Source organism: uncultured Alistipes sp., assembly GCF_902388705.1.
Lineage (GTDB): Bacteria > Bacteroidota > Bacteroidia > Bacteroidales > Rikenellaceae > Alistipes.
This window is the reverse complement of the sequence record NZ_CABMQJ010000006.1, coordinates 101,540-120,430: the sequence shown is the minus strand read 5'-3', so window position 1 is coordinate 120,430 and position 18,891 is coordinate 101,540. Positions and strand designations below refer to the sequence as shown.

At 57.7% G+C, this 18,891-nt stretch carries 20 protein-coding genes and 1 tRNA gene; 11 read left to right on the top strand and 10 right to left on the bottom strand.

What is annotated here, in order from left to right; genetic code table 11:
- Positions 1–10: 10 nt before the first annotated feature.
- Genes QZT71_RS03835 through QZT71_RS03820 form a run of 4 tightly spaced genes read right to left on the bottom strand, consistent with a single transcriptional unit; the run spans position 11 to position 1,907 of the window.
- Complete coding sequence (locus tag QZT71_RS03835) at positions 11–814, bottom strand: head GIN domain-containing protein (RefSeq protein WP_295912647.1); 804 nt, start codon at positions 812–814, stop codon at positions 11–13.
- A 19-nt stretch (positions 815–833) separates the two neighbouring features.
- A complete protein-coding gene (locus QZT71_RS03830) occupies positions 834–1,166 on the bottom strand; it encodes a PadR family transcriptional regulator (protein WP_295912644.1) in 333 nt (110 codons plus the stop codon).
- A gap of 6 nt (positions 1,167–1,172) precedes the next feature.
- Entirely contained in the window at positions 1,173–1,382 is a 210-nt protein-coding gene (locus QZT71_RS03825) for a PspC domain-containing protein (RefSeq protein WP_295912641.1), read from the bottom strand.
- 3 nt (positions 1,383–1,385) lie between these two features.
- A complete protein-coding gene (locus QZT71_RS03820; RefSeq protein WP_295912639.1) occupies positions 1,386–1,907 on the bottom strand; it encodes a PspC domain-containing protein in 522 nt (173 codons plus the stop codon).
- Between the two features lie 246 nt (positions 1,908–2,153).
- On the opposite strand from QZT71_RS03820, the gene QZT71_RS03815 reads away from it, so the two are divergent.
- From QZT71_RS03815 to QZT71_RS03800, 4 genes are read left to right on the top strand one after another with little or no spacing between them, the layout of a single operon-like run.
- Positions 2,154–2,672, top strand: a complete 519-nt coding sequence (locus QZT71_RS03815; RefSeq protein WP_295912636.1) for an RNA polymerase sigma factor — start codon at positions 2,154–2,156, stop codon at positions 2,670–2,672.
- A complete protein-coding gene (locus QZT71_RS03810) occupies positions 2,647–3,084 on the top strand; it encodes a hypothetical protein (RefSeq protein WP_295912633.1) in 438 nt (145 codons plus the stop codon). The genes QZT71_RS03815 and QZT71_RS03810 overlap by 26 nt, the downstream gene beginning before the upstream one ends.
- A gap of 14 nt (positions 3,085–3,098) precedes the next feature.
- Positions 3,099–4,001 (top strand): hypothetical protein, encoded by a 903-nt coding sequence (locus QZT71_RS03805; RefSeq protein ID WP_295912630.1) that lies wholly within the window; start codon positions 3,099–3,101, stop codon positions 3,999–4,001.
- 17 nt (positions 4,002–4,018) lie between these two features.
- Positions 4,019–4,498 carry a DUF4252 domain-containing protein gene (locus QZT71_RS03800; RefSeq protein WP_295912629.1) on the top strand — a complete coding sequence of 160 codons (480 nt, stop codon included), beginning with the start codon at positions 4,019–4,021 and terminating at the stop codon, positions 4,496–4,498.
- 349 nt (positions 4,499–4,847) lie between these two features.
- Here the strand turns inward: QZT71_RS03800 and QZT71_RS03795 are convergent, their stop codons facing one another.
- The 4 genes from QZT71_RS03795 to QZT71_RS03780 form a co-directional block, all read right to left on the bottom strand.
- Positions 4,848–5,066 (bottom strand): hypothetical protein, encoded by a 219-nt coding sequence (locus QZT71_RS03795; protein WP_295912627.1) that lies wholly within the window; start codon positions 5,064–5,066, stop codon positions 4,848–4,850.
- Between the two features lie 288 nt (positions 5,067–5,354).
- Entirely contained in the window at positions 5,355–6,098 is a 744-nt protein-coding gene (locus QZT71_RS03790) for a succinate dehydrogenase/fumarate reductase iron-sulfur subunit (RefSeq protein ID WP_295912626.1), read from the bottom strand.
- Positions 6,099–6,135: 37 nt separating this feature from the next.
- Positions 6,136–8,082 carry a fumarate reductase/succinate dehydrogenase flavoprotein subunit gene (locus QZT71_RS03785; RefSeq protein WP_295912624.1) on the bottom strand — a complete coding sequence of 649 codons (1,947 nt, stop codon included), beginning with the start codon at positions 8,080–8,082 and terminating at the stop codon, positions 6,136–6,138.
- A gap of 102 nt (positions 8,083–8,184) precedes the next feature.
- Complete coding sequence (locus QZT71_RS03780; RefSeq protein WP_295912621.1) at positions 8,185–8,889, bottom strand: succinate dehydrogenase cytochrome b subunit; 705 nt, start codon at positions 8,887–8,889, stop codon at positions 8,185–8,187.
- A 146-nt stretch (positions 8,890–9,035) separates the two neighbouring features.
- On the opposite strand from QZT71_RS03780, the gene QZT71_RS03775 reads away from it, so the two are divergent.
- The 3 genes from QZT71_RS03775 to QZT71_RS03765 are packed head-to-tail and all read left to right on the top strand — an operon-like array spanning position 9,036 to position 11,063.
- Complete coding sequence (locus tag QZT71_RS03775; protein ID WP_295912618.1) at positions 9,036–9,545, top strand: 5-formyltetrahydrofolate cyclo-ligase; 510 nt, start codon at positions 9,036–9,038, stop codon at positions 9,543–9,545.
- A 7-nt stretch (positions 9,546–9,552) separates the two neighbouring features.
- Positions 9,553–10,272, top strand: coding sequence for a DUF169 domain-containing protein (locus tag QZT71_RS03770; protein ID WP_295912616.1), 720 nt, complete (start codon positions 9,553–9,555; stop codon positions 10,270–10,272).
- On the top strand, positions 10,269–11,063 hold the full coding sequence (locus tag QZT71_RS03765; RefSeq protein WP_295912613.1) for a patatin-like phospholipase family protein: 795 nt from the start codon (positions 10,269–10,271) through the stop codon (positions 11,061–11,063). The genes QZT71_RS03770 and QZT71_RS03765 overlap by 4 nt, the downstream gene beginning before the upstream one ends.
- A 432-nt stretch (positions 11,064–11,495) precedes the next feature.
- On the opposite strand, the gene QZT71_RS03760 is transcribed toward QZT71_RS03765, so the two are convergent.
- Together QZT71_RS03760 and QZT71_RS03755 are read right to left on the bottom strand one after the other, a co-directional pair.
- Positions 11,496–12,875, bottom strand: coding sequence for a DUF5723 family protein (locus QZT71_RS03760; protein WP_295912612.1), 1,380 nt, complete (start codon positions 12,873–12,875; stop codon positions 11,496–11,498).
- A gap of 13 nt (positions 12,876–12,888) precedes the next feature.
- Positions 12,889–13,827, bottom strand: coding sequence for a hypothetical protein (locus tag QZT71_RS03755; RefSeq protein WP_295912611.1), 939 nt, complete (start codon positions 13,825–13,827; stop codon positions 12,889–12,891).
- A 181-nt stretch (positions 13,828–14,008) separates the two neighbouring features.
- Between QZT71_RS03755 and uvrC the strand changes: the two genes are divergently transcribed.
- The 4 genes from uvrC to QZT71_RS03735 all read left to right on the top strand — a co-directional run bounded on the left by uvrC (position 14,009) and on the right by QZT71_RS03735 (position 18,876).
- Positions 14,009–15,829, top strand: coding sequence for an excinuclease ABC subunit UvrC (gene uvrC, locus QZT71_RS03750; protein ID WP_295912610.1), 1,821 nt, complete (start codon positions 14,009–14,011; stop codon positions 15,827–15,829).
- 65 nt (positions 15,830–15,894) lie between these two features.
- Positions 15,895–15,978: transfer RNA gene (locus QZT71_RS03745), tRNA-Leu, on the top strand.
- Between the two features lie 190 nt (positions 15,979–16,168).
- Entirely contained in the window at positions 16,169–16,480 is a 312-nt protein-coding gene (locus tag QZT71_RS03740) for a hypothetical protein (protein WP_295912607.1), read from the top strand.
- An 89-nt stretch (positions 16,481–16,569) separates the two neighbouring features.
- Positions 16,570–18,876, top strand: coding sequence for a TonB-dependent receptor (locus QZT71_RS03735; RefSeq protein ID WP_295912605.1), 2,307 nt, complete (start codon positions 16,570–16,572; stop codon positions 18,874–18,876).
- Positions 18,877–18,891 lie beyond the last annotated feature (15 nt).

The window sequence follows — 18,891 nt, the reverse complement described above, 5'->3', positions numbered from 1 at the left end:
CGTTTGAGGATTAGTTTCTGCCGACGCTGCCGCCGCTCGACTTGCTGATGCTGGTCTGGCAGTCGCCCGTATAGCGAACCGAGCTGCCGCTCGACGCGTCGGCGCGGAGTTTGCCCGTACAGTTGACCGTGGCCTTTGCGGCGCTCGACGTGCTGACGGAGCAGTCGGCGACTGCGAAATCCCCGGCGGAGAGTTTCGAGGCCGAACTCATGTCGATGTTGCACGTTGCCGCCGAGCCTTTCAGCGTGATTTTCGAGGCGCTGGACGCATCCACCGTGCAGGAGGTCGCATTGATTTCGGCTTCGATTTTCGAAGCGCTCGATGCGGCTACCCGGCACTCTGCGGCTTTTACGGCCACCTCGATTTTTGCAGCGCTCGAAGCGTCAATCGAGAATTTGTCGGCCGTGAGGAGGGCGTCGCCCGTGATTTTTGCGGCGCTCGACGCGTCGAGCGACCGGATACGGCCGTTGGCCGGGATGGTGACGGTTACGTTCGCGTTCGAAACGTTGTTAATCGATTTGTCGATGCTTGCCGTCAGCCGGCCGCCTTTGGCTTTGACCTCCACATAGTCCATGATGTTGTCGTCGGCCTCGATGGTGATTTTGTCGGTCGCCTTGTCGGTGATGACGACTTTCACGGCGCGCGCGGCGTCCACCTGATCGAAAGCCGGGGCGTCGATGGTGCGCGAGATGATGTTGCCGCTGCCTTTGAGGCCTTTCCCGAAGAGGACGGAGGGCGCTGCGATGCAGACGAAATATGTGGTTGCGGTGATCATGGCGCCCAGCAGGACTGCGATCAAAAGTATTCTTTTCATGGTTGTAATTATTTAAGGGTTATTGTTTTCCGTGACGAATGACTTGTATCTGTCCCACCAGTTCGTCCCAGGCCTCATCGAGGGTTTTGAGGTATTCGCGTCCCTTTTCGGTCAGCGTGTAGTACTTGCGGGGCGGTCCCTGTGGGGATTCTTCCCAACGGTAGGTCAGAAGTCCCGAGTTCTTTTGCCGGGTGAGGATCGGGTACAGCGTACCCTCGACTACGATCATCTCGGCCTCTTTGAGTTCGGCGATGATCTTCGGAGCATACGAATCTTCGCGGGAGAGAATGGCGAGGATGCAGTACTCCAGGATTCCTTTGCGCATTTGCGCTTTTACGTTGTCTTCAGCCATAATGCTTTATTCGGTTAATCGCTTCGGTGCTTTCGGTACGATCAGCCAGAGGATGATGTAAACCCAGAGCGAAAGTCCGCCGAAAAGTACGAGAATCAGGGTTGCGATGCGTATGAGTGATGCGTCGAGTCCGAAAAATTCGGCCAGTCCGCCGCAGACGCCGGCTATGATGCCGTCGGACACGCGGTAAAGTCTTTTGGTGTTGTTCGTTGCCATGGTTTATCTTTTTTTACGGTTTATATTGAATTTCGGGGCGGGCTGTTCCGGGATGATGATCCAGAGGATGATATAGGCCCAGATGGATAGTCCGCCGAAAAGTATCAGGAACAGGGTGATGAGGCGCAGTACCGTCACGTCGACCTTGAAGAATTCGGCCAGTCCGCCGCAGATGCCTGCAATCGAACGGTCGGTGCGCGACCGGTAAAGCTTGCGGGGCTCCGCTTCCGCAGCCTCTTCGTCTTCCGCGGGTGCGGCGCTGCCGCGGCGTTCGCCGAAGTCCGAGGGCGCACCCATCCGGTGCATCGCCGCGCGTACCGTGTCGAGGGTGATGACCCGCATCGGCGAGGAAACGATTTCGCGGAAGATCTCGGCGATGCGAACCTCGATGTCGCCCATGGTTTCGGTATCGTATTCGGGCAGGCGGCTGCGTATGTCTTCGAGATAACTCCGGAGCACGCGGTAGGCATCTTCGTCGAGGGTGAATGCCTGCGAGCCGATATTGACGTTAACTGTTTCTTTCATAGTCGTAAAGGTATTTTTAGGGTTAATATTTCCGGTTTACTACTACTTTGGTATTACAAATATAATACAGTTTTTAGTATTATGCAATGCAAAGTACTAAATTTTTGCAAAAAACATCGATTTTTTTTCATACCTATATAATAGTCGCTGCGAATCCGGGGCAAAAAGGGTGGGGCGGACGAAAAAAAAGCGATATTTGAGCTCCCGGTGTTGCGTTTTGGCTTTTAGCTTCGTCTTACAAGTACAATGAAAGAAATCGAATTCGACCGATATGTGGTACCGTTGCGCGACCGTATGTTCCGCTATGCGCAGAGCCTGCTGCTCTGCGCCGACGAGGCGGAAGACGTGACGCACGACCTGTTGGAGCGGTTGTGGCGGGAGCGCAGCCGGCTCGACGGCTGCCGCAATATCGCTTCTTTCGTGATGACGGCCGTGCGCAACCGCTGTTACGACAACCTGCGCCGGCGGCGGGCCGGTGAGCGGCGTGACGGTGTGCTGGCAGGATGGGCCGAGCGCTCGTCGTCGGGCGGAGCCGAGCAGTGGGAGGCGCGCGATTTGGTGCGCAGGGCCATGGCGGAGTTGCCGCAGCGGCAGCGCGAGGTGCTCCACCTGAAAGATATCGAGGGTTACCCGACCCATGAGATTGCCGGTATGGTTGCGTGCGACGAAGCGCAGGTGCGTGTGATTCTCTCCCGCGCCCGTAGCGGATTGAGAGAGGTACTGAAAAAAATGATGGACGATGAAAGAGCGGAAAGAAAGGATTGAAAAGTTGCTGGAGTGCTATTTTGACGCACGGACGACCGACGACGAAGAGGCCGAACTGCGCGCCTATTTCCAGATGGAGGATGAGGTGGATGCCAGCCTGCTGTATGCCCGCACGATGTTCTGCGGTATGGACGGACTTGCTGCGGAGCGTTTGCCCGCAGCCCGCAGGCCTGCCGGTAACAACCCTGCCGCAAGGCGTATGACCCTGCGGCTGTGCGGCATGGCTGCGGCTGCAGCCGTGGTGTTGGGACTTTTCCTGTGCGTGGAGTACCTGCGCAGGCCCTATTGTTATATCGACGGGGTGGCGGTCTATGACAAAGAGGTTGCCCTACAGGCGACGGTTTACCTGCAGGCATTTTCGGAGTTCAGCGATCCCGGGGTGATTGTCGATGAATTGATTGAAAACGATTAAAAACGGATATTGCCATGAAAAAACAACTTGTAATCACAGGGCTGCTGCTCCTGTTTGCGCTGCTTCCTGCGGCGGCCCAGCGTACCGATTCGATGCGCTACTACCGTCGCGCGGACGGCCGGCGGCTGAATATCGAAACGGTGAACCGCGATTCGGTGGGGATTGACACGCTGCGGCGGATCGATGCGATGGACAGCGGGCTGGTGACGCTGCGCGAAGGGGGAAACGACGGCAGCGTGGTGCTCGAGGTGGCCGGGTTCGGCCTTACGCTGGGCCATACGCCGATGCAGAAAATGGAGCTGAAATCGCCCCGTGTCGAACTCAATATCCTGAGCGATATGGAATTCGGTTTTACACAGCTGACGGGCGTCGATTATTCGGACTACGCACCCGGTGAAAAGGACTTCCTCGACCAGCGGCTGGGCCCGTCGTTCCATTTCAGCTTCTCGGCGGTGCAGCTATGCCTGTCGCTGAACCGGAGCCGCACGTTGAGCCTCGGCCTCGGCTTCCAGTATACGCTCGATAATTTCCGCCTGGCCGACAACGGCATCACGCTCGGCAACCGGGACGGACGTATCGTTCCCGTGGCGTTGGACGAGCCTGCCGATAAATCGAAAGTCGTCACATCGTCGCTCGGCCTCCCCGTGCGGCTGATCTACAGGCCTGCAAAGCATTTCCGCATTACGGCTGTCGCCTATTCCGACTTCCTGCTGGGGGCCGATGCAATCTACAAGAAACCCAAAGAGAAAAACAGCCTCTCCGGTTTCCGGTCTTACCAGTTCGGCCTGGGGGCGTCGGTCGCCTACCGCGGGTTCGGCTTTTACGGCCGGTACGGACTGACGCCGCTGTTTAAAAACAATGCGGGTCCCGCATGCCATACTTTCTCGTTCGGTTTTTCCTACACGCTTTCCCTGTAATTTTATCCGGAACGATTATGAAACGATTGTTGTTGATATTGATACTGCTTCTTCCGCAGCTGGTTGCGGCCCAGAGCAATGCCGTGAACGACTTTTTCGGGCGTTATGCGGCGGCCGGGGGCTACACGAGCGTGCAGCTCGAGCAGAAGATGATGCAGATGATGAGCCGTCAGGCCGCAGAAAGGGGGGACAAGGGACTCGCCGTGCTGTTGGAGGATATTCAGTATATCCGTATCATCGCCCTCAAGGAGGGCGACGGGGCGCAGTTCGTCCGGGATGCAGAGGCCGCCGTTGCCGCCGACCGGAAGTTCCATCCGGTGACCTCCGGCACGGAAAACGGCCAGACCACCAAATTCTATATCCGTGAAACTGCGATGTCGGTCAAGTCGGAGCTGGTGATGATTACCTACGGCGTGAAAGAAACGGTCGTGGTGAATATCTACGGGGTGTTCGACCTGCGGCAGGTGGCGCGGCTTTCGTCGATTCGCCCCAAGTAATAACGGGGCGGTTTCGATATCCGGTGATTTGACCCCGGACAGGGCCTGGAAATCCGGTTATTGCAGGCAGGGCGGAATCGTTATCGGATTCCGCCCTGCCTGCTCGCTTATCCGGAGATGGCGCGCTTTTGCCTGTCGCCTGTTCTCAACTCTCCGGCCCGTATAGGCCCTCACACCGGTCACGACCAAGTCCGTATCTGGTGCGGGAAGGACGGGGCCGTCGGGAAATGTCACCCCCCCCCTCGTAATTGTCCGCAGGGTCGGTGAACCGGCGGTTTTTTTTGTCCGTGAGGATGTTCCGGGCCGTGTCCTCACGGGCCGTGTGCCGCTCACGGAAGCTGGGGGCGTGTTATTCCCCGCCCGGATCGTTGCGGTAGCCCTCCTCGTCGTAGACGGGCCTCGCGGCCTCTTCGGTTTCATGTACCACGTCGGGGATGCTGTCGTCCAGCGGAATCTCCGTTTCCAGTAAATTTTCGTCGATTAGGGTTTCGTCCCGTTCGTTGCCGGCGAATCCGTTGTTCTGCGTGGAGATGACCCGACGGTCGGTCGGGAATTCTATTTTGCCCATGGCCTGAAAGTTTTTGGTTTATTGCTGCATCGCAAGAACAGTACCGTTGCAGGGAAATGCCTGCTGCCGTAGCGTCGGCTCTCCCGGTTTCGGTTGTCCGGAGCCTTGTTTGGGAGCGGACGGCTCCGCTGAAAACAGATTCGGAAAAAGCTGCCGGGACATTTGTCCGCGCAACCTTTTCCGAATGCTGCATTTACTGCGGTTTCCCGCTTCGTATGTTTCCGCGGCGGCGGGTGTGTGTGCCGTCCGCTTTCCGCCCGCCGGAAAATCCCGGGAGCGCCTTGGCTTTTAGTCCTCGAACTTCGCCGCGAGGAACTCGCGGTTCAGGCGTGCGATATGCGCGATGGAAACCGACTTGGGACACTCCGCCTGGCAGGCACCCGTGTTGGTGCAGTTGCCGAAGCCCAGTTCGTCCATCTTGGCTACCATTGCCTTGGCACGGCGCGCACCCTCCACGCGGCCCTGCGGCAGCTTGGCGAGCGACGATACGCGCGCTGCGACGAACAGCATGGCCGAGCCGTTCTTGCAGGTTGCGGCACAGGCCCCGCAGCCGATGCAGGCGGCAGCGTCCATCGACTCTTCGGCGTCGGCCTGCGCGATAGGAATCGCATTGGCGTCGGGCACCGAGTTCGTGCGTACCGAGATGAAGCCGCCGGCCTGAAGAATCTGGTCGTAAGCCGAGCGGTTCACCACGAGGTCCTTGATGACGGGGAAAGCCGCCGAACGCCACGGTTCGATGGTGATTGTCGCGCCGTCCTTGAACTTGCGCATGTAAATCTGGCAGGTCGTGGCCGCCTGGCCGGGGCCGTGCGCATGGCCGTCGATGTGCAGCGAGCACATGCCGCAGATACCCTCGCGGCAGTCGTGGTCGAATGCCACGGGCTCTTTGCCCTGGTGGATGAGGTCATTGTTCAGGATGTCGAGCATCTCGAGGAACGAGGTGTCGGCCGAGATGTTTTCGACTTTGTACGTTTCGAAACCACCCTTTGCTTTGGCGTCCTTTTGACGCCATATCTTTAATGTAAAATTCATAATTCCAAATTGTTATTAAAGTGATACAACGTCAAAATCAGTCTTTGTAGTTACGCTGTGCCGGATGTACGAACTCGAAGTTCAGCGGCTCTTTGGTCAGCTCCGGAGCCTCGTCCATGCCCTTGTACTCCCATACGGCGGCATATACGAAGTGTTCGTCGTCACGCTTGGCTTCGCCCTCTTCGGTCTGGTGCTCCGAACGGAAGTGGCCGCCGCAGGACTCCTCGCGGTTGAGTGCGTCGCGTGCCATCAGTTCGCCCAGTTCGAGGAAGTCGGCCAGGCGCAGCGCTTTTTCCAGTTCGACGTTGAAGTCCTTCTCCTGTCCTACGACCTTTACGTCTTTCCAGAACTCCTTGCGCAGGGCCTGAATCTCGACGATAGCCTTCTCGAGCGACTCCTTGGTGCGGGCCATGCCGACGTTGTCCCACATGATGTGGCCGAGCTTCTTGTGGATGTCGTCCACCGACTGCTTGCCGTTGATTGAGAGCAGTTTGGCAATCTTCTCCCGGACACCCTTTTCAGCCTCGTCGAACGCCTTGGTGTCGGTCTTGACTTTCGGCGCCTGGATTTTGTGCGAGAGGTAGTCGCCGATGGTGTAGGGCAGTACGAAGTAGCCGTCCGCCAGGCCCTGCATCAGGGCCGAAGCGCCGAGGCGGTTGGCGCCGTGGTCGGAGAAGTTGGCCTCGCCGATGGCATACAGGCCGGGGATGGTGGTCATCAGGTTGTAGTCGACCCAGATACCGCCCATGGTATAGTGCACGGCGGGGAAAATCTGCATCGGCTGTTCGTAGGGGCTTACGTCGGTAATCTCCTCGTACATGTCGAACAGGTTGCCGTAGCGCTGTTTGATGATGTCCTTGCCCAGACGCTCGATGGCGGTCTTGAAGTCGAGGAACACGGCCAGTCCGGTTTCGTTTACGCCGAAGCCAGCGTCGCAGCGCTCCTTGGCGGCGCGCGAAGCCACGTCGCGCGGCACGAGGTTGCCGAATGCCGGGTAGCGGCGCTCCAGGTAGTAGTCGCGGTCTTCCTCGGCGATGTCCGACGGTTTCTTGGCGCCCGAGCGGAGGGCTTTCACGTCCTCGAGTTTCTTGGGAACCCAGATACGGCCGTCGTTGCGCAGCGACTCCGACATGAGCGTCAGTTTCGACTGCTGGTCGCCGTGAACCGGGATGCAGGTCGGGTGAATCTGCGTGAAGCAGGGGTTGGCGAAGCCGGCACCCTTGCGGTAGCACTGGAATGCGGCCGAGCCGTTCGATGCCATGGCGTTGGTCGAAAGGAAGAACACGTTGCCGTAGCCGCCCGTGGCGATTACGACGGCGTGTGCGCCGTGGCGCTCGATTTCACCGGTCACAAGGTTGCGGGCGATGATACCCTTGGCTTCGCCGTCCTCGATGACGATGTCGAGCATCTCGTGGCGCGGGTAGCTCTTCACCGTGCCGGCTGCAATCTCCTTGTTGAGCACCGAGTAGGCGCCCAGCAGGAGCTGCTGGCCCGTCTGGCCGCGGGCGTAGAACGTACGCGATACCTGCGCGCCGCCGAACGAACGGTTGGCCAGCAGGCCGCCGTACTCGCGGGCGAAAGGTACGCCCTGTGCCACGCACTGGTCGATGATCAGGTTGGCGACTTCGGCCAGGCGGTATACGTTGGCCTCGCGGGCGCGGTAGTCGCCGCCCTTGATGGTGTCGTAGAACAGGCGGTATACCGAGTCGTTGTCGTTCTGGTAGTTCTTCGCAGCGTTGATACCGCCCTGTGCGGCAATCGAGTGCGCGCGGCGGGGCGAATCCTGAATGCAGAATACCTTTACGTTATATCCGAGTTCGCCGAGCGAAGCGGCTGCGGAAGCACCGCCCAGGCCGGTTCCGACGATGATGATGTCGAGCTTGCGTTTGTTCGCGGGGCTTACGACCTTGATAGCTGCCTTGTGGTTGCTCCACTTTTCTGCGAGAGCGCCGGCAGGAATTTTAGCATCTAATTTAAAAGCCATATCTGTTGTGTGTTTATTGTTGAATTTTAATCTTCATTTTCTGCGCCTGCAATACGGACGGGCCGTGTGCCTGCGCGGGCGAAAATGTCCTGCGACCGGAATTTAGCAGGCTCCTGCGCAGCAGGGGCAAATGCTCTGGATGAAGTAAACTACCACGACGGCAGCGAAGCCGAGGAAGATGAGGGTCGCTACGATGTTGGCGATGCATTTCAGGCGGGGATACCACGTGTCGTTGGCCCAGCCTACGGTCTGGAACATCGACCATACGCCGTGCGTGAGGTGGAACCAGAGGGCGAAGAACCATACGAGGTAGATTACCACGTAGTACCACTGCGAGAACGTGTAGGCGATCAGCGAAGCGCCGTCGGCGGGGCCGAAGCCCAGCGAGTTGACGTGTCCGCCCATGATCTCCACGAGCTGCATTTTAGCCCAGAAGTTGAAGAGGTGGAGCACCATGCCGCCCAGGATGATGAAGCCCAGCACGAGCATGTTCTTCGAAGCCCATTTGACGCCCGGCTCCACGACCGTTACGGCGTAGCGCTGCGAGCCGCGGGCCTTGCGGTTTTCGAGCGTGAGAATCACGGCGTAGATGAAGTGTACGATGACACCTGCCGCCAGTACGGCGGTGCCGGCCAGCGCATACCAGTTGGCGCCCAGGAACTCGCAGATCATGTTGTACGCCTCGGGCGAGATGATCGCCGTGATGTTCATGGACATGTGGAAGAGGATAAAGAGCACGAGGAAGCACCCCGTCACGCTCATTATTAACTTCTTGCCGAGCGAGGAATTAGATAAAAAACAGCTCATAATGATTTAAATTTGTTTATATTTGTTAGTGATTTGTGTTCCCGGACGCAAAGATAGCCATTGTTTGCAGAATAACAATAAAAACAGCCGGGAATTTTATGCCTGAACGGATGGATTTTAGGACGAAAAAAGAACTGCGCGCGGAGATGAAAAAACGCAGCCTTTCGCTGGCTCCCGGAGAGCGTGCCGCGGCGTCGGAACGCATCTTCGGCCGTGTCGGCGGGCTGGCGTCCTTTGCGGATGCCCGGTGCGTGGCGCTTTTCTGCGCCCTGCCCGACGAACCCGCGACCGATGCCGCGCTGGTGCGGTGGAGCGCCGTGAAACGGATCGTCTTACCGCGTGTCGAGGGCGATACGATGCGGTTCTGCGACTACGATCCGGCCGCACTCGGCGCAGGGGCTTTCGGGATTGCCGAGCCGGGTAGCGCTGCTGCGGCCTGCGACCCGACGGAGATTGACCTCGTGGTCGTTCCCGGTACGGCGTTTACGCGCGCCGGGGCCCGGATGGGGCGGGGCCGTGGGTACTACGACAGATACCTTTCGCAGCCCGGATTCCGGGCCGTGAAGATCGGGGTCTGCTATGCCCACCAACTGGTCGGGGAGTTGCCCGTGGAGCCGCACGACGTCTTTATGGATTATGTGATTACCAACGAATGAGTGAGATATGGATGTGAAGGAATTTATCGACGCTTACAGGGAGGCTTTCGGCGAAATGCCGGAATTGCCGCTGCTGTTCCGCTATACCGGCGAGCCGCTGCGTCCGGTCGAAAAGGTCGGAGGATGTTTTTTCAAGGCCCTTGCGGAAGCCCGCCGGGGTATGCCCGTGAGCCTGAACGCCGGGAATATCGGTTGCGGGGGCGGAAAGTTCTATACGGGGTTCAGCCCCATGCCGGAGTTTGTGCCGCAGTTCGTGTCGCTCAAGGAGTGTTATAAGCGCACGCCCGAGATGGTTATGGAGTTCATCGCTTCGCTCGACCTGCATCCTGCGCCGAAAGCGTGGCTCGAGTTCGTACGCGCGGATACGGCCGGGACGTTCGACGGCGCGGAAGGGGTGCTTTTTTTCGCGACGCCCGACGTGCTTGCGGGGCTGGCTTCATGGGCTGCGTTCGACAACAATGCGCCGGACGCCGTGGCGTCGCCTTTCGGCTCGGGGTGCAGTTCGGTCGTGGCGCAGGCCGTGCAGGAGAACCGCAACGGCGGCCGGAGATGCTTCCTCGGACTGTTCGATCCGTCGGTACGTCCGTGGGTGGAGGCGGGCGTATTGAGTTTTGTCGTTCCGATGTCGCGTTTCCGTGAGATGTGCGGCACGATGCATGCAAGTTGTCTGTTCGATACCCATGCATGGAAAAAAGTTCGGGACCGTATTAATAAAATCAGTTTATGAGCAAAAGGAGAGCGGCACTGGTACTTGCCGGCGGCGGAGCGCGCGGTGTGGCCCATATCGGGGCCATCGAGGAGTTGGAAAGTCAGGGATTCGAGGTGCATGCGGTGGCAGGGACCTCGATGGGGGCACTGGTCGGGGGCATGTACGCCTCGGGGCACCTCGAACCGTTCAAGGAGTGGATGTGCGCGCTGGATAAATATAAGGTATTCAGCCTGGTCGATTTTGCGTTGAGCACCGAGGGCCTCGTCAAGGGCAACCGGGTGATACAGGCGATGAAAGAGTTGGTGCCCGACGTGAATATCGAGCAGATGCCGACCCCGTTTGCGGCCGTTGCGGCCGATTTGCTGACGGGGCGCGAAGTGGTGCTCGATAGCGGGGGGCTGTACGATGCCATCCGGGCTTCGATCTCCATTCCCTCGGTGTTCCAGCCCGTCCGCAAGGACGACATGGTGCTGGTCGACGGCGGTACGGTCAATCCGCTGCCGCTCAACCGTGTGCGGCGCGAGCCGGGCGACGTGCTGATTGCCGTGGACGTAAGCGCCCCGTTCGCAGCCGACGGAACGACGAAAAAGTCCCTGAACTATTACAAGGTGCTCACCGCTTCGTCGGAGATTATGCAGCAGCATATCGCACGCCTGATGTGCAAACTCTACAAGCCCGACCTGCTGATCGAACTTCCGGCGGACAGTTTCGGGATTTTCGAATTTTACCGCTCCGGGGAGATTGTCGAAGCAGGGCGGATGGCGGCGCGCGCCGCCTTGGAGCAGAGCCTGGCCGTCGAGGCGGGATAGGCCTGTTTTATCCGGAATAAGAAGGGGCTGTGGTATGATTTTTGCCGGAAGGAAAAAAGATTGCGACGGCCCGTTTTTTTTGAAGAATTCAAAAGTAGTGACGCAACTTCACACAGATTTGAGGGGCCGCCGCAATATTTTAGACGCAAGGGAGATTCGGGTTGGGAAATACCTGTATCCCCGGATAATGCTTTCCGGAAATCTCTACACGACAAAGATAGATAAAGTTTCCGAAAAACCAACGCCATTGTCTGAATATGCCATTCGTGCGCCTAAAATACTGAAAAGCCCTGCGTATTTGTAACGGTGGGCTGTCTTTTTTTCGCATGAAGGGCGGCTGTATGCCCGTTTTGCCGGATTTTCCGGAGCCCTGGCGCGAAAAATCCCCGGCTGGAAACAGCCGGGGATTTTCGTGTGAGGCAGTGTGTTTCATTACCGCCTGTTCCTGCAGCAAAAGTAAGCCGGGCCACGGTGGCTGCGTCTGCCGAGCGGCACGCCGATGCCCAGTGTGACGTTCATCACGCTTTGCTTGATCGGAATGAACTGCGGCGTGTGCTTCACCGTCACGACATCCGTGGCGATGTAGAAGTTGAGCCAGCTGGGATTCAGGTTCAGCGCCAGCCCCATGGCTCCTCCGCGGTTGTCGATCACCGAGTAGCTTCCCGTAACCGTGAACCAGTGGATGGGGTGGAAATTGACCGAGCCGGTGATGTTGTGCAGGGTCTTGTACTCCCAGACGCGGGCCGTGTACAGGAGGCCGAGGCCGATTTTGCGGCGCCATACCTTGTATTCGAGTCCGGCGTTGACCGACGCGCGCAGCATGCGCGACACGCTCCTGGCCTCGCCCTTGTAGAACTCCAGCACATCGATGTCGAAATTGGGCGACTCCGTGCCGTCCTCCGTGACCGTGACGCCTGTGAACGACAGTTCTTTCGACGAAAAGCCCGTGGCGTTCTTGCCTTTGCTCCAGCTGATGAAGCCCAGGTCGTTCACCGCCAGCGACGCCTGCAGGTTGGGCAGGATGTCGTACGTCGCGCCCAGGTCGACGGCAAAGCCGTAACCGGCGGGCGAGGTAGGTTTGAGCGAGATGTCGTCCATCTTGTAAATCTCTTCGCCGGCGTCGTTGAGCTTGGTCTTGATGTCGAGCCCTGCTGCCGTGATGTCGAGTCCTCCTGCGGCCTCGATCAGCCAGCGGTCTTCGTTGTGCGACACGTTGAATTTGTCGAAGTACATCCGGGCCCGGGCCGCTCCGACGAGGAATTTGGCCCGTACGCCGATATAGAGTTTGTCGTTGAGCAGCGGAAACGAGTAGTTGAAACCCGCTTCAAGGTAGCTGTCGGCCGTGATGCCGATGTCGCTGATGTCGCTGCTCGTGCCGCGTTTGAGGAATTCGAAAAGCGAGTAGGGCAGGGTGGCATCGGTGCTCACGCGTGCGTTGAGGTCGAATGACCAGAAATTCTTGTGGTTGCGGGTGAAAGCGCCGAATCCGATGATATTCACACGCGTGTCCAGTCCCAGCAGGTTGTCGGCCTTGAGTCCCGAAAGGGCCTTGGCGGTCGATACCGAGCTGTCCAGCAGCGTGACGAGTTTCCCGTTGCGGGGATAGAGTATCTTGTCGATTGCCAGGTTGCCGCCCGTGCCGATGTCCAGTCCGCCCAGTCCGGGGATGTTGACGTAGCCGCGCAGCGGGGCGAAAGCCGGGTTGAGCTGGCTGCGCAGGGTGTTTCCCTCGATGAAATAGTTCGTGGGGTTTTGCGCCGCGACGCCGTATACCGCTAACAGTGCAGCGAGGATGGAAATTATCTTTTTCATGTGCGTTGCAGGGTTAGAGGTTGAGTTTCAGTCCGCCGCGCTTGATGAGGCGCAGGCTGATTACGATTTGCTGGTCGGGCGTGAAATCCGTTCCGGGGAAATATTTGTCCAGCGTGACGGGCATGACGATGTCCGTACCGTCGATAATCTGCCGCAGGTCGCTTTCGAAAAGCTGCGTTCCGGTGATTGTGTTCGTCTTGCCCGGTTCGACCCTGACCGAGAACCGTACGTCGGTAGATGCGAAGTAGGGGTCTATTTCCAGGCTTATGGGCAGGGCGCTGGTGATTTCTCCGTAGATATGCAGCGTGTTTTTGGCGTTCGCCGTGCCTTCGGGGTCGAGGTTCTCCGCGAGCATGTCCACCACGTCGCTGCCGATGTCGATTTTGCCGATGTCGTATTTCACGTCGTCGACCTTCAGTTCGGTCAGGTAGCCCTGCGCCTGGTTCTTGACCTCGGCCTTTATCTGGTCTTTAATGGCCTCGAGCAAAGCTGTTTCGTTGAGGAACAACTCCTTGAATGTCTTTTTAAACAGCGCTTCGTCCTTGTCGGAGATGTGCGAAAGTGCGGGAATGTCGAGGAACGGCTCCCTGTATTTGGCCCAGATCAGGTCGGTGATTTGCGTGAGCTTGGCCTCGCTCGCGGCCATCTCGTCGAGCAGTTCGTCGAGCAGCGTGTCGGTATAGGCCGAGCCGGGCAGGAGTTGTTTGAGGTCTATTTCTGCACGTGCCGTCGGCAGCCAGATTTTAGCCTCGTCGAAGAGGGCCTTGATGTCGATGCCACCCTCGTTCAACTCGTTCATGCTGACGTAGACCGTGGCCAGCGGCAGGCGGAATTCGGACTCTTCGTCGCCGATGGTGACGTCGTCCGTGTTTATATCCGACAGGTCGTAGGCGTTGTCAATGCACGAAATGGCGAATACGGCTGGAAGGAACAATAGCAGAAATTTTCTCATAGGCTTGGATTAGTTTGCATTAAGTCACAAATATATGCCGTTACGACGAATAAAACAAAAAATCAGACATTTTCGTTGATTTTACAGGTCAATTCAGCCCGCCGCGGCAGCCTCGGCAAGCCTCCGGTGCGGATGCGGCGGGTTTTGCGAAATATTTGTTACATTTGCGTTGCGATAAGTTATGGCCGAAACGGAAAAAAACAAACTCAAGGAGCAGGTGGCGATGCTGCCTCTGGCGCCGGGCGTCTACCAGTTCTTGGACCGTTCGGGTACGATTATCTATGTCGGCAAGGCCAAGAGCCTGCGCAAACGGGTCTCCTCCTATTTCGTGCAGAGCAAGGAGCACAGTGCCAAGGTGCGTGTGCTGGTGCGGCAGATCGCCGATATCCGCCATATCGTCGTGAACAGCGAAACCGACGCCCTGCTGCTGGAGAACTCGCTGATCAAGACCCTGCAGCCGCGCTACAACATCCTGCTCAAGGATGACAAAACCTATCCGTGGATTGTGGTGCGCCGCGAGCATTTCCCCCGTGTGCAGTCGACGCGCCAGCTGACGCGCGACGGCTCGCAGTATTTCGGCCCTTACAGTTCGGTGATGATGCAGCACAGCGTGCTGGATTTCGTCCGCGAGGTGGTGCCGCTGCGCACCTGCAAGCTCAACCTCGACCCCGGGCAGATTGCCAAAGGGAAATACTCCGTCTGCCTGCAGTATCATCTGGGCAACTGCAAGGGCCCCTGTGTGGGATTGCAGAGCGAGGAAGAGTACGGGCAGTTGGTCGACATGGTCGTTTCGGTGCTCAAGGGCGATTTGCGTCCCGTGCGCACTTACCTCGAGGGTGAGATGGCACATGCCGCCGCCGGATTGAAGTTCGAGCTGGCACAGCGCTACAAACAACGCCTCGACGCGTTGGACAACTACGCGGGCAAGTCGGTAATCGTGAGTGCGAAGATTGTCGACGTGGACGTTTTTTCGCTCTTGCCAGACGACGATGTGGCCTACTGCAACTTCGTGCGCATCCGTCACGGATCGATCGTGGGAATTTATACCGTGAAACTCAAGACGGGCGTGGGAGGCGACCAGCGCGACATGCTGACGCTCGCCATCCAGCATATCGTCGAGCATATCGCCGGGACGCTGGCCAAAGAGGTCGTCGTGCCGTTCCTGCCCTCGACGACGCTGCTGTTCGACGGCGTGACGTTCACGGTGCCCAAACGCGGCGAGAAACTCGAACTGCTCGAATTCTCGCAGAAGAGCGCCCGCATCTACCGCGCCGAGCAGCTCAAGAACCTCGAAATCAAGAATCCCGAACGATATACCGAGCGGTTGATGAATGCCCTGCAAAAGGAGCTGCGCCTCGACCGCCAGCCGCGGCATATCGAATGTTTCGACAACTCCAATCTGCAGGGCGCGCACCCGGTAGCTTCGTGCGTGGTGTTCCGCGACGGGAAACCCGCACGCAAGGAGTACCGCCATTTCAACATCAAGACCGTGGAGGGGCCCGACGATTACGCTTCGATGCGCGAGGTCGTCTTTCGGCGTTACAGCCGTCTGCAACAGGAGGGTGCCGGGCTGCCCGACCTTATCATTGCCGACGGCGGAAAAGGGCAGATGGGCGTCATTCACGAGGTGCTGGAGTATCTCGGACTGGATATACCGATTGCCGGACTGGCCAAAAACGATCGTCACCGCACCTCCGAACTGCTCTGCGGCTTCCCGCCCGTTTTGGTCGGCATCCGTCCCACTTCGCCCCTTTTCCATTTTCTGGCGCACATTCAGGAAGAGGTGCACCGTTTTGCCATCGCATTCCACCGCCAGAAACGCAGCAAGGCATTTATCCACAGCGAACTGGAGCAGATCGAAGGCATCGGCGACAAGACGATCCGCACGCTCCTGCAGCATTTCCGCACCGTAGCCAAGGTCAAAGCCGCTCCGGTCGAAGAGCTGATTGCGCTGGTCGGTGCCGCCAAAGCGAAAAAAATAAGGACTTTTTTTGAAAAATAACCGGATTCTTTGAAAATTGGGAAGAATCCACTATATTTGCCATCCCGATTCTACGGAAGAGGCTTGCCCGGATGGCGGAATCGGTAGACGCGTTGGTCTCAAACACCAATGACAGCAATGTCGTGCCGGTTCGACCCCGGCTCCGGGTACTTTTGAAAAATCCCAAATGATTAATACATAACCATTTGGGATTTTTGTTTTGTCTTGTGTGTCCGCAATATGTCCGCATTTCTTATGATGACAGGAAAAATAAATGCATTTTTCATCTTTTTTTCGTTATCTTTGGAGCGAATCATATAAAGAATAGTGCGGAAATACAAATGGAACATAGGTGCGGCATTGCTGCTGGTACTCTTTGCATGGTACTGGAGTTCTGTTACGCTGTTTCCCCATGCCCACAACATTGACGGGCATATCTATGTTCACTCGCACCCTTTCTCCGGCTCCTCGAACAATCCCGGCCACAGCCATACCCCGCAGCAGTTTCAGCTGATCGCACACTTGTCGCTACTGGTAATGATGGCGGCGACGCTCGTTGCATTCGCCTTACGGCTGTTGGGGGTTTCCTTCATTTTCAAAACGCAAAAACCGGCCGTCCGGCAGGACGCTCCGATCCAAATTTACGGGCTGCGCGCGCCTCCCGCTTGCTGATACACATTCCATTCTGAACGGGACGGGCTTGTTGCCCGCACCTGTTGTCATGTATATGTATCAGTAATCATCAAAAAAAGGATTTTTCCATGAAAGCAAGAATATTGGGAGCATTTCTCATGCTCCTGTTCCCCGCGGTATGTTCCGCTGGGGAGGAATCCGCCGTGAAGCCCAAAAAGCAGAGCGACGCGAACATCACCGGCCATGTCGTCGATGCCAAAACCCACGAACACCTGTCCTTTGCGACCATCGCCGTCAAAGGCACGACCATAGGCATCGCTACCGATGCTACGGGACACTATTTCCTGAAAAACCTACCGCAGGGCCGCTTTACGCTCGTCGCCTCGTCCGTGGGTTACAGGAGTGCCGAGCAGACGGTCGAGATCATTCACGACAAGACCATCGAGGTCAATTTCGAACTGACTGAAGAGGCGCTTTCGGTCGAAGAGGTCGTCGTATCGGCCAGCCGGACGGAGACCAACAAGAAAACGTCGCCGACCATCGTATCGGTAACTTCGGCCAAACTCTTCGAATCGACCGCCTCGTGCAACATGGCCGAAACGATGAATTTCCAGTCGGGACTGCGCGTCGAAACCAACTGCGGCAACTGCGGAACGACCCAGCTGCGCATAAACGGACTCGAAGGGCAGTATTCGCAGGTGCTGCTCGACAGCCGCCCGATCTTCAGTTCGCTGGCATCGGTCTACGGACTGGAGCAACTGCCCGTCGCAATGATCGAGCGGGTCGAGGTGATCCGCGGAGGCGGCTCGGCGCTGTTCGGGGCGAATGCCATCGGCGGTGTGGTCAATATCATCACCAAGGAACCGCTGCGCAACTCTGTCACGCTCTCCAATACGACCAATATCTTCGAGGGCGGCACGGCCGACTTAAATACCTCGCTCAACGGCTCATTCGTCTCCGACGACTACAAAATGGGCGTTTACCTGTTCGGCATGATTAAGGACCGCGATTCGTATGACCGCAACGGGGACGGATTCTCGGACATCCCGAAACTCAACTCCGAGACGGCCGGATTCCGGGCCTATTACAAAACTTCGCCCTATACGCGGCTGACGGCGGAATACCACCATATCCACGAGTTTCGCCGCGGGGGCAACGAGTTCGACCAGCCGCCCCACATGGCCGATATCGCCGAACAGCTGAACCACAAGATCGACGGCGGCGGATTGAAATTCGACTGGTTCAGTCCGAACAACCGCCACCGGATGGGCATCTATACTTCGGCGCAAAACATCGACCGTGACAGCTATTTCGGTACGGACAAGAATCCCGACGCCTATGGCGCTACGGACGACAAGACGTTCGTGGCGGGAGCCCAATATACCTACTCTTTCCATAAACTGCTATTCCTGCCCTCGGAACTGACGGCGGGCGTCGAGTACAACTACAATACGCTGAACGATAAATACCTCGGCTTTGGGCGCGACTTCGAGCAGACCACCCACAGCACGGGCTTCTTTTTCCAGAACGAATGGCGGAGCGAGAAACTCAATTTCCTGATTGGCGGCCGCGTGGACAAGCATAACATGATGAAGAACGTCGTCTTCTCGCCGCGCGTAAATGTGCGTTACAGCCCGACGGAAAAGATCGGCCTGCGGGCCAGCTATTCGAGCGGTTACCGCGCGCCGCAGGCCTACAACGAGGACCTGCACATCGACGCCTTGGACAACAAGGTGGCGATCATTCGACTCGCCCCGGACCTCAAACCCGAATACTCGCACAGCCTGAGTGCATCGGTGGACCTGTATCATAATTTCGGGCGTGTGCAGGCCAACCTGCTCGTCGAAGGATTCTACACGATGCTCGAGGACGTGTTCACGCTCGAGAAAATCGGCGAGGATAGCCAGGGCAACATCATCAAGGAGCGCCGCAACGCTTCGGGAGCCACTGTGGCCGGCGTGGGAGCCGAAGCCAAGGCGGGCATTCCGGGACGGTTCGAACTGCAACTGGGCTACACCTTCCAGCGCAGCCGTTACGATGAACCCGAAAAGTGGTCGGACGATGTGGCGCCCCAGCGGCGGATGTTCCGTTCTCCGGATCATTACGGTTACCTCACGGCGAACGTCAATCTCACGCGCGATTTTACGGCTTCGGTGTTCGGCAACTACACGGGTCGGATGCTCGTGCAGCACAATGCGGGGTATATCGAGAGGGATATGGAGCGTCTGACGCCCGATTTCTGGGATATGGGCCTGCGGCTGTCGTACAATTTCCGGCTCACAAAACAACTGCGGCTGGAACTGAACGCCGGGGTGAAAAACCTTTTCGACAGTTTTCAGAAAGACCTTGATTTCGGCCAGAATAAGGATGCTGCCTATATTTACGGCCCGGCAGCTCCGCGCACTTACTTTATCGGCGCAAAATTCGCGCTCTAACCAAGATGTAGTGTG

Excerpts from the sequence above, each read along its gene's own strand:
- QZT71_RS03755 (WP_295912611.1), bottom strand. The coding sequence starts at position 13,827 with ATGAGAAAATTTCTGCTATTGTTCCTTCCAGCCGTATTCGCCATTTCG.
- uvrC (WP_295912610.1), top strand. The coding sequence starts at position 14,009 with ATGGCCGAAACGGAAAAAAACAAACTCAAGGAGCAGGTGGCGATGCTG.
- QZT71_RS03770 (WP_295912616.1), top strand. The coding sequence starts at position 9,553 with ATGGATGTGAAGGAATTTATCGACGCTTACAGGGAGGCTTTCGGCGAA.
- QZT71_RS03830 (WP_295912644.1), bottom strand. The coding sequence starts at position 1,166 with ATGGCTGAAGACAACGTAAAAGCGCAAATGCGCAAAGGAATCCTGGAG.
- QZT71_RS03800 (WP_295912629.1), top strand. The coding sequence starts at position 4,019 with ATGAAACGATTGTTGTTGATATTGATACTGCTTCTTCCGCAGCTGGTT.
- QZT71_RS03805 (WP_295912630.1), top strand. The coding sequence starts at position 3,099 with ATGAAAAAACAACTTGTAATCACAGGGCTGCTGCTCCTGTTTGCGCTG.
- QZT71_RS03760 (WP_295912612.1), bottom strand. The coding sequence starts at position 12,875 with ATGAAAAAGATAATTTCCATCCTCGCTGCACTGTTAGCGGTATACGGC.
- QZT71_RS03810 (WP_295912633.1), top strand. The coding sequence starts at position 2,647 with ATGAAAGAGCGGAAAGAAAGGATTGAAAAGTTGCTGGAGTGCTATTTT.
- QZT71_RS03735 (WP_295912605.1), top strand. The coding sequence starts at position 16,570 with ATGAAAGCAAGAATATTGGGAGCATTTCTCATGCTCCTGTTCCCCGCG.
- QZT71_RS03765 (WP_295912613.1), top strand. The coding sequence starts at position 10,269 with ATGAGCAAAAGGAGAGCGGCACTGGTACTTGCCGGCGGCGGAGCGCGC.
- QZT71_RS03785 (WP_295912624.1), bottom strand. The coding sequence starts at position 8,082 with ATGGCTTTTAAATTAGATGCTAAAATTCCTGCCGGCGCTCTCGCAGAA.
- QZT71_RS03815 (WP_295912636.1), top strand. The coding sequence starts at position 2,154 with ATGAAAGAAATCGAATTCGACCGATATGTGGTACCGTTGCGCGACCGT.
- QZT71_RS03825 (WP_295912641.1), bottom strand. The coding sequence starts at position 1,382 with ATGGCAACGAACAACACCAAAAGACTTTACCGCGTGTCCGACGGCATC.
- QZT71_RS03775 (WP_295912618.1), top strand. The coding sequence starts at position 9,036 with ATGAAAAAACGCAGCCTTTCGCTGGCTCCCGGAGAGCGTGCCGCGGCG.
- QZT71_RS03820 (WP_295912639.1), bottom strand. The coding sequence starts at position 1,907 with ATGAAAGAAACAGTTAACGTCAATATCGGCTCGCAGGCATTCACCCTC.
- QZT71_RS03835 (WP_295912647.1), bottom strand. The coding sequence starts at position 814 with ATGAAAAGAATACTTTTGATCGCAGTCCTGCTGGGCGCCATGATCACC.
- QZT71_RS03795 (WP_295912627.1), bottom strand. The coding sequence starts at position 5,066 with ATGGGCAAAATAGAATTCCCGACCGACCGTCGGGTCATCTCCACGCAG.
- QZT71_RS03780 (WP_295912621.1), bottom strand. The coding sequence starts at position 8,889 with ATGAGCTGTTTTTTATCTAATTCCTCGCTCGGCAAGAAGTTAATAATG.
- QZT71_RS03790 (WP_295912626.1), bottom strand. The coding sequence starts at position 6,098 with ATGAATTTTACATTAAAGATATGGCGTCAAAAGGACGCCAAAGCAAAG.